This window comes from Burkholderia sp. b14, assembly GCF_900156195.1.
In the GTDB taxonomy this organism is placed as follows: Bacteria; Pseudomonadota; Gammaproteobacteria; order Burkholderiales; family Burkholderiaceae; genus Mycetohabitans.
On sequence record NZ_FTPJ01000003.1, the window covers coordinates 590,948 to 606,678 of the forward strand.

Here is a 15,731-nt window from a genome sequence, read left to right on the forward strand (position 1 = left end):
TTTCCCGGCAAGTCCCTACGCTGTACAACGGTTTGCAACAGCGTCACGTTCTACGGTACCAATACTTACTAAACTAAGCAAAGAATCGATGGATAATTCACCGGATAGAAATTGCTCTTCGAGTTCACTGGGGAACGGATGCGGTGGCTCAAACTGACGGTGCTGGGGAGCACCATTCGCTGCCGAGCCGGCTCGATTGATGCCGTTTAGCCAAGTGACCACCTCTGCGCGATGATTTTCAACAAGGTACGTGGATAACGTCGCCACAGTGGGATAGTCGAACAGTATCGCCGCGCTCAGCTCGACGCCAAGGGCTTCGTTCAGCTGGTCAACCAAGCTCGCGCCGAGAATTGAGTCAAGGCCGTAATCAGAAAACGGCTGCTCGCTATCGATCTGCGCCGCGTCGAGTTGCAACGCACTAGCCAGCCCTTGTACCACCAGCGCGGCGACGGCTTCTTGGGAGGCACCATTTACCTGAGTAGTCACCACCGGATCAAGCGTGTGCGCTGACCCCAGGCCATTCGCAGACTCAACATCGCCACGCTGCCCGCCGGCCAGTCGGGCGCTTTCCGCTGGGTATTGGCCAAGCAGGTAGTCAACCAGAGTGTCCAGCGTCGGGTAATCGAAGAGCAATGCGGTATTGAGCTCTATCCCTAGCGCTTCACCTAAATCGCCGACAAAGCTGACGCCAAGAATGGAGTCGATGCCATAATCGGCAAACGGTTGATCGGCCATGATCCGCTCTGGCTCTAGCTGCAGCGTCTTGGCCAAGCCATTAAGCGCTACTATGGTCAGTGCCTCACGGCTGTCGCCGTTTCCGGCCCCGCCGACGCTGTGCTGCTGACCGGAGCGAGTCTGAAGTTCAGGACTGCTGTACTCCTGCGCTGGGCGATTCGCTGAAGTCGCACACGCGTGACCATCGCTCTGAGCGACGATAATTTGCTGGCCGAGGCAATGGGCGCACTGCGCTGGAAAAGCAACGTCGCAGAACCCGGTTTCGCCCAGCACGCTGGCCCAGCTTTTTGGATAAAGCGCCGGCGTGCCAGGAATTCTCAACTCAGGGTCTTCGTACAGCCACCAGCCCTTGAGCAAACCAAAAGTGAGATGGGAGAACAGCGATATGTCGCTGATCTCGTTCATCACTAGGATCCCGCCGCGGCGCAATACCGCGTTGGCGTGACTTAGGGTACGGCGAATTCTGCCAGTGGCATGCAACACGTTGGCCGCGATCACAATATCGTAGTGACCTGGCGTCAGTCCCTGACCTTCCGGCGACTGCTCGACATTCCACAGTTGGTAAGTGAGGAAAGGATGGGCCGGACCATACGTTTTTTTGGCATACATCAAAAATGCCTTGGACATATCGGTGTAGCAGTATTCGGCGATATGCTCACGCCAGGGCTGTAGCGCCGGTAACACGATTGACGTGGTGCCCCCGGTGCCAGCGCCAATCTCAAGGATGCGAATTCGGCATTGGGGATCCTTGGCCAGTAGCGCTTCGATGTGCTGTTGAACCACGCCAGCCACCACCTGATTGAAGTAGTCAGACAACGCATTGTTGCGATAGACCCCTTCGACCTTCTCCATCGATGACTTGGGGAAAATGACATCGGTTGCCTGGACCCGGCCACTGAGTATCGCCGGAAGCTGTTGCAAGCAGGCGTCAACCAGCTCAACCTGCGCCTTGCGCTGAGCAGAAGCCCTCAACTCGCCGCTGAGTTGACGCCAGCGTTCAGCCAGTTGTTGTTGCTGAGAAAACGCGCTGTCATTGGCGCAAATCTGCGCGCCACGGCGCAACACCAGACCATGCTGTTGCAGCAGATCGATACAGGTTGACCACCAGCGACTATAGTTGTCGCCAATGCCAGCCTGACGGCGCATCACTTCACTATCTTCGAAGCATCCCGGCTGTCCAAACAGTCCCATACGGCACAGCTGAACGAACGTCATGCCGGCCATCGCCTCGTCGAAAGGCATGGGGTCATGGGCAGCTAGCAACGGTGCAGCGGCAACGCGGTAGCGCTCAAAGCCATCAAGCGGCCCGTGATCACCGCCGTCTGCGAGCACGATGGGCTCCGGTTGCAACTGCATTAATTGCTGCACAGGTGCGGAAGCCGCCATGCAGATAACGTGATCGAGCTGGCCCCGACTCAGTGCCTGAACAAAGCGGGCGAAACATTCAAAGCCGTCGCGATCTTCCAATGCGCCGGCATGGCGGCTCATCGGTTGCGCCGACGGGTCAACCGCCTGTTGCTCCGTGAGCGACGAAAGCCAAAATCCCCAGTTGATTGCACCTACCGGAAAAGCAGCATGGTGCCGCAGGCTGCGTACTAGGCTGTCGCAGAACGTGATCCCGGCAGCATAAGCGCCCAATTTAGCTGCACCGGAGAAGGCAAAGCTCTGCCCCGACGAGAAGTAGCACATGAAATCTAATGGCTCATTGGCAAACGCCCGATAGAACTCAATGCCACCACGGCTTTTCACGTCCAAGATCTCGTGGAACTGCGCCTCTGGCATCCGGGTAAGGGCATCTTCATGATTGAAGACCACACCAGAGAAAATGGCTCCGTTGATTACGCTGTGGCGCTGCTTGATCTGCGCTACAGCGCGCTGCAACGATGCCAGATCGTTGGCGTCAGCCTGGAGGTACGCCAACTGCGCTGGATCGACCGCACGACCGACACGGCTCAAGCAGCGATCCAGTCGCCGTCGCACTTTGGGATCATCCGCCCCACTGCGCCCCAGCCAAATGACATTGGCTTGGTAGTCGGCAAGCAGGTAGCGACTGATGATCCCGCCCACTGTACCGCTACCGCCGAGGATCACGTAAACGCCACCGCGCTTGAGCGCCGGGGTGACAAACTCTGTGTTGGCTCGCATTGGCTGCTGGGCCTGCCAGGCCAAGCTGAAGATGCGGCGGCGATAGCGCTGGCCTGCGCGCAGGCACAACGCGTCACCACGCGCCAGCCCGCGCTCACTTTGCAACTGACGCACCCATTGCGACAGACACCGGCTATCGGCCAGCTCACGATGGTCAACATCGATATGACGCACCCGGAATCGATGCTCGCCCTGAGCAATGGCATAAGCCATGCCAGTCAGACCGCCGCCAAAGGCGTTGACGGGCTCACCGGCAACGTCAAAGTTGTTCTGGCTAATGATATAGCTGTCAATCGCTTGGCGACCGCCATGCTGCTTGAGCCACTTGATCAACCGGAGCAACAAGACCTCGTTATAGCGCGGGCTGTCGAGCAGCGTTTGCCAATCGGTTGGCTCGCCTGAGCCACCGATAAAATAAAAACAATCGATCGCTGGATAGCCACCGAGACAACAATCCAGTGCTTGCGGATCCGCCACATCCAACAACCAGTGATCAGTGGCCACCAAACGGGTGAGCTGTCCCGGCTCCACTCGGATGACCCTGCCGCCGCCGTCAACGAAATCCGCGTTGGCGAGGTACTGGCTCGCGATCGCTTCGGCAGCGACCGCGGCCGACGCACAGGCGACAATCAAGACGCAACGGTGCTCGCTGATCAGTGGCTGATCGTGTCGCCCATCGGCCTGCCAGCGCGATACATAGCTCAGTCGATCACAGACGGTTGACGCCACCGACGCAGCCGCCGTCTCCATCGTGTTTGCGGTCTGGGCCGGGACTTGGGTTATCTCGGCCACTTCGCGCTCGTCACTGGCGAAACGCGCACGGGCAGGAGACTCACTGTTGGGCAACCAGAAGGTCTCGCGGGCAAACGGGTAGACCGGCAAGCTAATCCGGTATGGCTGCGGGCCCGGGCGTTCAGCATGCAGCAGCGACCAGTCGATCGCCTCGCCGTCCACCCATAATTGCAGCAGTTTATCGAACTTACCGCTAGCCGCCCAGTGACGGATAACCGGTGCCCAATCCTCATCGGCTTGAGTAGCCATCCGTTCGCGCTTAACGTCGCCCACATAGATGCCGTCACCCGCCTGGCCGCCGCTGTCGATAAACTGCCGCAGCTTCATCGCTAGCGCGACGGGCGTCTCAGCCACCAGGCCAAGCCGCGTCGCCATCTTCTCCCGGCCGGTTTGCAGCGTATAGGCCAAGTTGGTCAAGTCAGCACCCGACATAGACGGCCGGGCTTCAACATAAGCCAGCAGCGCCTTGGCATAGTCGCGCAGACGCTCGCTGTCCCGGGCCGACAATAGAATCACCTCAGCGCCACGATGGTTTGGCAGCTCACGGTATTCGTTGTGCTCCTGCAGCAACACATGCGCATTCGCGCCGCCAGCGCCAAAGGACGAGACGCCGGCGATGCGCGGTCCTTCCGCTGCGGGCTGCCAGTCGCCCAACGCCTGTTGCAAATAAAACGGCGTGGCGTCCAATGTCAAGTTGGGATTCAGTTTGGCGGCATGCAGGCTCGGCGCAATCTGCTTGTGCTTGAGCTGAAGAATCACCTTGCTGACGCCGGCGATGCCAGCCGCGCCTTCTAAATGACCAATATTCGATTTCACCGAGCCCAGCGCGCAACGGCCCAGATCGACGCCGTCCATCGCAAAAGCTTGGCTCAGCCCGCTCACCTCGATCGGGTCGCCTAGCTCCGTGCCAGTGCCATGGGCCTCGATATAGCTAATCTGGCTTGCGTGCAGCCCAGCTTGCTCGATCGCCAGGCGAATCACTTTGGCTTGCGCTTGGGGATTGGGCACGGTGTAACCGTTGGTCTTACCACCATGGTTGACCGCCGTGGCACGGATGACAGCATGGATGTTGTCTCTATCCGCTAACGCCTGCGACAGGGGCTTCAACAACAGAGCGCCGACACCCTCGCCGGGTACGAAACCGTTACCGTCTGCTCCAAAGCTGCGACAGCGACCGTCTTTCGACAGCATTTGGCCGGCACATAACTCGACATAGTTGGACGGGTGCAAATAAAGGTTGACGCCGCCGACGAACGCCATTCGACACTCACCGCGACGCAGGCTTTCGCAGGCGCGGTGCAGCGCAGTTAAAGACGATGAACACATGGTATCCACCGGTTCGCTCGGCCCGTTTAAGCCCAGGATATAGGAGACTCGGTTGGCCGTCGAGCTAAACGAGGTGCGCGGGAATATTAGATGACCTTGTTCGCGCAACACCGGCCCATAGAGGCCGTATCCAGTTTTGGTGATCCCAGCGAAGACACCGACATTGCCTTGGTAATGTTCGACCAGATCCGCCTTGGTGATGCCAGCGTCTTCCAGCGCGTGCCAGCAGGATTGCAAGAACAACCGTTCTTGCGGGTCCATGTTGACCGCTTCACGAGGCGAGATATTGAAAAACAGCGGATCAAAATCGGCAAAGCCATCAACAAAGCCGCCCCACTTACTGTAACTACGGCCTTGCTTCAGCGCTTGCTGCACTGAGTCAACATAAAAATCTTGCAGCGACCAACGATTGGCTGGAATTTCGCTGATGCAGTCGCGTCCTTCCTTGAGGTTGCGCCAATACTCGTCGAGGTCAGCGGCTTGCGGATAGCGACCACTCATGCCGATCACCGCGATGGGCTCAACCGCAGCAGCCACCCGCAGCTCCGCAGCCGTTACCCTCCGTTCCACCACCGTTGTTTCCGGCTTGGCGGTCGCTGGTTCGCATGGGCTCGAAGCTTGACGCTGAACTTGCCCGCCGCTTGGCTCTTCGACCAAGCCGCTCCACAACAGGCAAGCGCGATGATGCCGCTCCACCAGGTAGCCGGTCAACTTGTCCAGACTGTGGTATTCAAAAAACAGCGTTTTCGACAGTTGACGTTCCGCCGGCTGCAGCGACGTCATCCGGGAGAACGCATCTTCCAGCGCCTTGTTGAGCCGGGTGATCATAATCGAGTCGATACCGTACTGTTCCAGCGGCGCATCAGACTCGACACGCGCGGGCGGCAGCTTGGTGACCTCACAAAACACGGCCTTAAGTCGCTCAAGCGTAGCGGCGGCCAGCCGCTCACGATCCACAGTAGCATCGGCCAATGTCACCGAGTCTTGCGCGCCGCTGCCAGCCGCAGCCAGCACCGCGGCCAACTCTTCAGCGCCTGACGCAGCGGTGAAATGACCGCGGATCTGCGACAGATCGCCTTCGATGATTAATAGCCGTTCCAGTGCGGCATTGAGTCCCAGCTGTAGTGCGTTGACGCCATGGACAGACTGCATCGGTGCCATCCCGGTCTTGCGGCGAATGTCTGCCCGATCGGCCGCGCTAATCTGCATGCCACCATCCCGCCACAGCGGGTAATTGATTGACATCGTATGGCCAAATCGCTGCCCCTGCTCCACCCATCTGTTGCGCAAGCTGGCAAAGTGGTCCATGAACGCATTGGCCGCGGCGTAGTCAGCCTGCCCCACACTGCCCAGCACAGCCGAGCACGAAGAAAACAAGACAAAAAAGTCCAGGTAAAGCCGACGGCAAGCTCGATCCAGCAGTTCGGTGCCGATGACCTTGGCGGCAAACACCTCGGCAATGTCCTGGGGAGACTTGCGTGCGAGTAGCCGATCCCTATTGACACCTGCGCTATGCAGCACGCCGTTCAAGCCGCCATGTTTGGCACAGATTTCATTGATCAACTGCTCAAGCGCTTCGGCATCGGTCAGATCGACCCGATAGTAGCTGACTTGGGCGCCGGCGTCGCGCACTTGCTGCAGACGCGCCTGCTGCTGGTGGTCGAGAGTCGAGCGGCCGATCAAGATCAAAGTCGTCTCGCGGCACTGCGAAGCGATCGCGTTAGCGAAGATCAGCCCCAGACCACCCGCGCCGCCGGTAATCAGGTAGACGCCCCGATCTTTCCAGCCTGCCGTCGCGCCATGCCTGTTTATCGGTTGGCCCGCCGCAACATCATCAGCTAGCTCCTGCCATTGCAGCTCCAGACGGCCACCGTCAGCACTGCTTCGTTGCAATACCGAACTGCCGCTACGGTGCGTTTCAGAGAGCATCGCCGTGAGCTCACTGATCTGTGATGCTGGCAATGGCTTGTCCGCTTCAACCTCGACCAACAGGCAACGCGCGCTGAGTGTGGGCTGTTCCAAGCAAGCCGTTTTCAGTAAGCCATCGAGGCCCGCGTAAAGCAAACTGTCCGGCGCGTGCTCGGCAATAGCCAGTTCAATGTGCACCCGGCCACTCAGCTTTTGTAGACGCAGTAACAGCGCAATCGCCAGCTCCTGGTAACGCGCTGCCGGCGTGCTCTTGGTAGAAGCCAGGACTTCACAGCTGAGCGCACTTGCTGCAGCGGTAGACAAGGATTGCCATTGCGCCACCTGTTCACTGCTGAACCCGACCAAAAACAGCAAGCCCTGGACAGCCCCATCATCAACGTTTTCGCCGACCGGCTCTTGCCAAACAGGCCGTGCAACGAACAAACCCGTAGCAGACTGCGGCAGGTCCTCACCCGTTGATTCACTCATTGCATTCGGCGCTTCAATAACGCTCTGCGCAGCGATGACCGACCGCGCAGTTTGATCGACCCAGTAACGCTCCTTAGCAAACTGGTAACTCGGCAGGTTCAGACGCATTGCCGATCCGGCCGGCCACCGCGTTGCCCAGTCGATCTCGGCTCCGCCGACCCATTCGGTGGCTAGTTGCCCAGCTTCGTCAGCCAACGCTACTGGCAAATCGCCGTTGGCCAGCCGTGCCAGTTGGGCTTGCAGCTGCGGAACATTGTCGGCCACCGCCGCCGCCCGCACTCGCATAGGCTCTCTAGCAGTCTGTAAGGTAAAGGCCATATTGACCAACAGCCCTTGCTGCGACGATGCGCTTTTGTCCAGCCAACGCGCCAGCGCCCGGGCATTGTCTTGCAAGCTTTCAGCGGTTTTGGCTGACAATGGAAAAATCCGGCTCACTGTCGGTGGCGCCGGACACCGGTCAACGGCTTGCCTCGGTGGGTAGTCACCGATGACCAGGTGGGCGTTGGTGCCACTATGGCCAAAAGCATTCAGCGCCGACAGCAGCCGTTCGCCGCCCATTGGCTGCCAGTCGATCGCTTGGCGGTTGATATAAAACGGCGAGCCCTCCAGTTCAATCAACGGGTTGAGCCGTTCGAAGCCGGGCATCGCCGGCAGCTTGCGATGCCGCATCGACAGTAGAATCTTGATTAAGCCGATTACCCCGGCACCCGCAGCCGCGTGGCCGAGGTTAGCTTTGGCGCTGCCCAACACACAATATTGTTGGGCAGCGGTGAACTGACGGAACGCGCGGATCAATGCGTTGGCTTCGACCGGATCACCGAGCCGGGTGCCGGTGCCATGGGCCTCAACATAGCTGATCTGCGATGGGTCGATCGCGAACTTACGATAGGTGTCGCGGATCAACTGCTCCTGGGCGTCACCGTTTGGCGCGGTAATACCGTTGCTGGCCCCGTCCTGGTTCACCGCCGACGCTTCAATGACACCATAGATGGGATCGCCGTCGGCCTCGGCATCCTCCAGCCTTTTTAACACCACCATGCCGACACCCTCGGAGATCACCGTGCCGTCGGCTGCCGCGTCGAATGCGTGACATTGGCCGCTGGGACTGAGCATGTCAATCGCCGACAGGCTAATCAATCCCCGCTGATCCAGCAGCGCGTACACCCCGCCGGCTAGCGCCATATTGCTTTCTGCGTGACGCAAGCTTTCGCAAGCCTGGTGGATCGCCACGGCAGACGAAGAGCAACCGGTGTTGACGACCATCGCCGGCCCTTTCAGGTCGAGGAAATAAGACAGTCGGGAAGCTACAATCGCCTCGGAGCCACCGGTAAAGGAGTCGTGGTGGTAACCGCCGGGCTCCGCGCCAACGTAGACGCTAATTGCACGACCCGCCAGCGTCATCGGGTTATAACCCGCGTCTTCGAGCGCCTTCCAGCTTTCCTGCATCACCAACCGCTGGTGCGGCGTCATCGACTCCGCTTCGTGAGGCGTGAGGTTGAAAAACAGGGGATCGAAGCAGTCACGGTTTTTCAGTATCCCTGCCCATTTGCAGTAACTCTTGCCTGGCTGCTTATCGGCACTGTAGGCACGGGGATCAAGATAATGCGCCGGCAGCTCTTGCACGCTATTGTGCCCGGCCAGCAAGTTATCCCACAGCTCATCGACATGATCCGCGCCAGGAAACTGTCCGGACATGCCGATCACCGCAATCCGTCCACTAGCGGCCGTGCTCGCCGACGAATGGACGCTCGGGGCTGCGTCGATAGTCGTTGGCCGATCCGCGCCGCCTAGCGCAACGGCCATGACTGGGCTCATCGTCGCTGCCGCGGCAGCGACTGCCGGCGGCTGTATCTTCGAGGTGCCGTTGGCTACGGCCACGGCAGAATGAGCCTCAATCGGTTCAGCCAGCGTCCGTTTGATTGGCTCGCCATACGTGTTTAACAAATAGTCCCGCAGCTTAGCCACCGTGGACTGTTCAAACAAGACCGCACTATTGAGCTTGATTCCCAGTTGATGACTCAAATGCTTGACAAAGCCCACCCCAAGGATCGAATCCACGCCATAGTCGGAAAACGGCGTGCGTAGCGCGATGCTCTGTGCGTCAGCCTTAAGCGTATTGGCCAAAGCATCGATGATCAATTGCTGCAGTTTACCGGCTATATCTTCGCATTGTCCGGCCTGGCTTGCATGGTGCTCGTTTAACATGGAGTCGTTGTTTTCCGGTTGGCGCGCCGACGTGGCTGGGGCGGGTTGTCCAATGTCTTGCAGGACTAATCCGTCACTATGGGCGGTGATGATTTGTTGGCCTAGCGTGACCCCGTGGTTGATCCGCAGACTGACCTGCGTGAAGCCCTCGCTGCACAGCAGCTCAGTCCAGCTGTCATCGGCCAATAACGGCGAGCCGGGGATCCGCAGTGGTTCATCTTCGTACAGCCACCAGCCGTCGAGAAGGCCGAAGGTCACAGTCGCTGCTGTGGTTTTGCGGTTCAGCTCGTTTAACGCCAGCAGACCACCACCGCGTAGCATCGCCTTGGCGTGGGCTAGCGTGCGGCGCATATTGGCTGTCGCATGCAGCACATTAGTGGCAATGACGATATCGTAACCGACAGAGGCAGGGTTGCTATCGTCAACAGCTTGGCTGATATCCAGAATTCGGGTCGTGAAGTAAGGATGGTCAGCCGCGAAACAGCGCTCGCCATGCTGCAAGAACGCGCGGGAAATATCGGTATAGCAATACTCACCGATGTGCCCAGCCAACGGCTGCAGCGCGGGCAGCAGCTTTGCAGTGGAGCCCCCCGTGCCAGCGCCGATTTCAAGGATACGCACCGGCCGCTGGGGATCCGCCTCGATCCGGCGGCGCACATCATCAGTCACCGCCGCCGCTAGTTGATCGTTGAAAAAATCTGACAGCGTATTTTGTTTGTAGATTCCTTCGACCTTGGCCATCGAACCGTCGGGGAATAGCAGATCCGTGGGCTGAATCTGCCCAATCAGAATGTGCGGTAGCTGTTGCAGGCAATCGTCGATCAAAGCCACCTGAGCGCGACGATCACGGTCTTCCAGGTAGCGATCACGCTGCTCCCGCCAAGCCGCCCAGATCGCTGCGCGGCGCTCTTGGGCAATATGTACTGCCAGGCCGAAGGTCTCGCCCTGCTGCTGTAGATAGCCATGCTCTACCAAGATCGCCAAGCATTCGTGCCACCAGCGACGATACCTGTCGCTGATCCCTGCCTGCCGTCGCCACGCTTCAGCGCTTTGCTGGCCTGATGCGGTGAAAATTCCGAGCGTCTGCAATTGAATCAACAGCAATACAGCGATCGACTGATCAAGCGTCCGAGGATCAAAGATGTGCTGCAGCCTGGCAAGCTCGGCGGGCTCCAGCTCGACGCACTGCGCGGGTTGCGCTGGCACGGCAAGTGGGTTCAGCTTGTACTGCCGCCCCTGCGGCACAGCCATCAACTGACGCACTGCCGTCGAAGCCTTGATACACAACAACCGGGGCAGCGAGCCGCCGGCCAAGTTAGCGACAAAGCGGCTGAAGCAGGCAAACCCTTCGTCATCGCCAAGCGCATCCATGTGTTGGCTGATCGCCTGCGGTTTCAGCGACGCGCGCCAGAACCCCCAGTTGATCACGCCGACCGGGAAAGCCGCCGCTGGGCGAATCGCGTCGGCAAAGGCATCGGCAAAAGTGATGCCGCACGCATAAGCTGACAATTTAGCCGCACCAGAGAACGCAAAACCCTGGCCGGAAGAGAAATAACAGAGGAAATCGAGTGGCTGCTCGGCAAACGCCTGATAAAAATGGATGCTGCCGCGGCTCTTGATTTCGAGAATTTGCCTAAATTGCGTTTCCGACGTCTGTTGGATGCTGTTTTCAAAGTCAAAGACCATGCCGGAGAACACGGCGCCATTGATCCGCCCATAGCGTTGTTTGATCTGCGCCACGGCCTGCTGCAACTGCGACAGATCCGTCGCGTCGGCCTGGATATAGTCAACCCGGCCATGGAAAGGGGCCGCCGTCACACTTTGCTGTACCTCGCGGCTGTCAGCGGCCTTGCGCCCCAGCCAGACCACGCGCGCCTGATAATGCTCGATCAGCTGGCGACTCACCACCTGACCGATGACACCGCTGCCGCCCAGGATGACATAGACTCCTTGACGCTTTAGCGCTGATCGGCTGTCACCGCTCACTGGCAGAGCCAATGGCGTCAACTGTTGAACAAAACGCTCGCCTCGGCTGAGCTTGATCAGTTCTCCCCGCTCTGAAGCGGGTTCAGCCAAGATTTGCGCCAGCAACCGCTGCCGACTGTCTCGCGTGTCTAGTTCCACAGAGCGAATATCCAGGTTGCGAAGTTGCACCCGGTGATCACTCTGGGCCATCGCATAACCCAATCCGGCCATGCCCGCCCCCAGCGGATTGCCCCCTCGTTGCTCACCGGCAAAAGCGTAACGGTCCAGCGACAACAAGAAACAATCTACCCACGCGTCGGCGGCTATATGGTGCTGCAATGCCTTAAACAAGCTGAGCAGTGGCAATTCGTTGTGTTGCACACTGTCGGCTAGCATCAGCGGCGTGACGTCGCTCTTCGCTTGTGCGCCGATCACGATAATCTGCGCCACCTTGCCGACCGCCGCGAGGATCTGCGCAAAACCTTGCGGATCCTCGTAGCCACAACGCCAACGTCCCACCGCTAACTCGGCAGTCGCTCCCGTACCGCAGTCGATCTGCACCACCGTGCGGCTATCGCGATAATGATCAACCAGTGTCTCCAACAGCAGCCCGGTTGCCGCGCCGCGTGGCTCCACCGCCACGAGCACAATCGCCCCAGGGCCTGCCAACGTGGCCCGCTCGGCCGCCGCTTGCGGCTGCCAGCGCGGCAAATAACAGCAATCGGATAAATCGCTGTCGGCAAGCACTTCACCATCGAGCAACGGCAATGAATCTGCCCGCTGGACCTCGCCCCCGCCGTGACACGGGGCGGGGTGCGCCAGAGCGGGCATCCAGTAACTGTTTTTGGCGAACGGATAACCTGGTAAGTTCACCCGCATCGGCGGCCGACAAGCGCGATCAACATAGAGCCGATTCCAGTCAATTGCACCGCCACGCACCCACAACGCCGCCAATTCGGCCAACTCGCGTTGTTCCAACCAACGGTCGATTTGCTTTTGCGACTCAGCGTCGGACCCCTGCGCGTCGAGCGCCTCGTCAAACGGATCGACATGGCCGTGGAACACATCGTCGATAGGCTCGCCAGTGAGCCACCGTCCCAGACGGCGTTGCAGATCTGGAAGGGCATCAACGATGAGCGCTAGCCGCACGTTCATCGCTTCTCGCCCCACTTGTAGTGTATAGGCCAGATCGGCTATCTGAACCTGGTGACCGTCTTCACTGTCAAGGTAAGCCTGTAATCGGGACACCGACTCAGCTAGGCGCTGTTGATCGCGAGCCGATAACAGGATCAACCAGGGGCCGGCTGCGGCGGGTCGTTGGTCTACCGCACCACTATATTCCTCGACAATCAGTGACGCGTTAGCACCGCCAGCCCCAAAAGAGGAAATCGCCGCGATCCGCGTGTCACCGTTGGCTGTCCACGGCGTCAACTGTCGCTGCACGCGAAATGGCGTACCTTCAAAATGGATTTTGGGGTTGAGCTGCTCGGCGTGCAACGACGGCACCAGTTGGCGATGCTTGAATTGCAGCAGCACCTTGCTTAATCCGGCGATACCCGCTGCGCTTTCACAATGGCCGATATTGCTCTTGACTGAACCAATGGCACACCCCTGACTAGCCACGCCGTTGCGGTTGTCAAAAGCTCGACTCAAGCCGCTGATCTCAATCGGATCGCCCAGTGCGGTGCCGGTGCCATGAGCCTCGATATAACTAATTCGGCTCGCGTCGATTGCTGAGCGCGACAGCGCTTTTTCTAATACACGCTGTTGGGCGCCGGCGCTGGGCACGGTATAGCCATTGGTCTTGCCACCGGCGTTAATTGCGCTGCCACGAATCACCCCGTAGATCGGGTCGCCATCGGCAATCGCCTTGTCTAGCGGCTTGAGCACCACCGCGCCCACCCCTTCACTATCCACGAAGCCGTCGGCGTCACCGCCAAAGGCACTGCATCGTTCGCCTGGCGATAACATCATCATCTCGCACAGATTGACGTAGTGGTGCGGATTGACGATCAAGTTGACACCGCCTGCAATCGCCATCTCACAACTGCCGTTAGCCAGGCTTTCAAGCGCCAAATGAATCGCTGTCAGTGATGACGAACAGGCGCTATCGACGACAAAACTCGGTCCCTGTAGATTCAGTTGATAGGACACCCGATTGGCAATCGACCAATAGTTGCTCATCGGGTTATAGCTGCCGTTCATGACCCCGACAAACACCCCAACCTCACCCTGTTGGTACAACGTTGCCGGGTTGTAGCCCGCGTCTTCGATACTGTGGTAGGCCACTTCAAGGAAAAGTCGCTCTTGCGGATCCATCCGCTCAGCTTCGCGGCGGGAGATTCGGAAAAACGCCGAGTCAAACTGATCAATGCCCTTCAGGAAGCCACCCCAGCGAGTGTAGATGTGGTCGGCCTTTCCCTTCTCCGGATCAAAATAACGGCGCCAGTCCCAACGATCAGCCGGAATTTCGTCGATCGCGCAATGGCCACCGGCCAGGTTACGCCAAAATGCAGTCATCGACTCTGCGCCGGGATAACGACCATCGAGACCGATAATAGCGATCTTGTTTTTGCCGTCCTGCGCGGCCAATTCGACCGTCGCCGGGGCGTGATCACTCTCTGGCGTGCCATTAGCCTCCAACGCCGCCTGGGCATGGGTCTGCGGCACGAGCTGTACAACGGCTGCGGCTCCCTTGTTCGGTTCAACGCTGGACTGCCCCAACAAGGCTTTCAACTCGTCTTCTCGATGCTGAATAAAGTACTCAGTCAGCGCCGCCAAGGTCGGCATTTCAAAGAACAACGCACTGTCTATCGCTTCGAATTGCTCATTAAACGCATTGGTCAGCCTAACCACCAGAATCGAGTCTAGCCCGTAGTCCTCCAGCGGACGAGACAAACTCATTTTGTCTGCCGGAATCTTCAGCGTTGACGCCACCAATTCCCGAAGGTAGTCGCTCACCCGCCGCCGCCAACTACCCGATGCGATGCGATCCTGCGCCGGGTCGGAATCGTCATCACACTGGCTGGCGATGGACGGCCGCGCGCTCGGTCGCGCCGTCTTTGCGATAGGTTGGCGCACAATACCGTCACTCTGGGCAACGATGATTTGCTGGCCTAGACCGTGGGCCTGTTTGGCGGGAAACAAAACCGGGCTAAGTCCCTCCTGCTCCAGCACCGCCTGCCAACCAGCCGGCGACAATCCAGGGCACCCAGGAATACGCAATGCGCGATCCTGGTAGAGCCACCAACCTTCTAGCAGGCCGAAGCTCAAGTGGGTAAACAACGACGCTTCACTAATTTCGTTGAGCAACAACAATCCACCTTTGCGCAAAGCAGCCTTGGCGTTGCGCAAAGTCTGGCGGATCTCCGGCGTGGCATGCAGCACATTGGTCGCCACCACCAAATGATAATGATCTGTAGCGATCCCCTGCTCCAAGCAAGAACGGGAGACGTCGAACAACCGGGTCTGTAAAAACGGGTTATCCCGGCCAAACTCATGAGCACCATGCTGTAGGAACGCATGGGACAGATCGGTATAGCAATATTCGTCGATATGCGCCCGCCATGGCGCCAGCGCAGCCAGCAACCCTGCCGTGGTACCGCCGGTGCCTGCACCAATCTCGAGGATCCGCAACGGCTCAGCATCTTTAGGACGACTTTCGATATAGGCTAACGCCGCTTCGATCAGGACTCGATTGAAGTAATCGGAGATCCTGTTGTGTTTGTATACCCCTTCCACCAGCGCCATCGAGCCATCAGGAAAAAGGACGCTAGTCGCCGGCTTCTCACCAGTCAATACAGATGGCAGATCCTTCAGACAAGCGTCAAGCAACTGCGCCCTGGCTGCCAAGTCACTATCCTGACGCCAATTCGCTAGCCGCTCGTGCCATTGCTGCCATAACGAGTCAGGGTCGCCGACGTCAACACCCGCCACATACTTTAGGCTTTCGGCTAGCCAGAGGCCAAAGTAATCTGGCGTGGCGTTACCGTGCCGCGGCGCAAGGCGTTGCAAATCCTCGCTGCGATGTAGCCCCAACCTGTGCAACTGGGTCGCCAGTAGGCGGCACGCCAGCGCTTCGAGTTCACCGGCTAGCGTTGCTGTAGTCTGATTTACGTCTGTTAGCATGCTTCAATCCTGTGGTAACGCGTCTGCCGTCTCTTCAT

The 15,731-nt window shown here is 58.9% G+C and carries 1 protein-coding gene; it reads right to left on the reverse strand.

The annotated features are described in order from the left end of the window. Window positions 1-15 precede the first annotated feature (15 nt). Complete coding sequence (locus tag B0B13_RS07285; protein WP_076795381.1) at window positions 16-15,693, reverse strand: SDR family NAD(P)-dependent oxidoreductase; 15,678 nt, start codon at window positions 15,691-15,693, stop codon at window positions 16-18. Between the last annotated feature and the right edge of the window lie 38 nt (window positions 15,694-15,731).

What these genes read in the sequence shown, in the direction of transcription:
- B0B13_RS07285 (WP_076795381.1), bottom strand. Translation starts at nt 15,693, where the DNA reads ATGCTAACAGACGTAAATCAGACTACAGCAACGCTAGCCGGTGAACTC.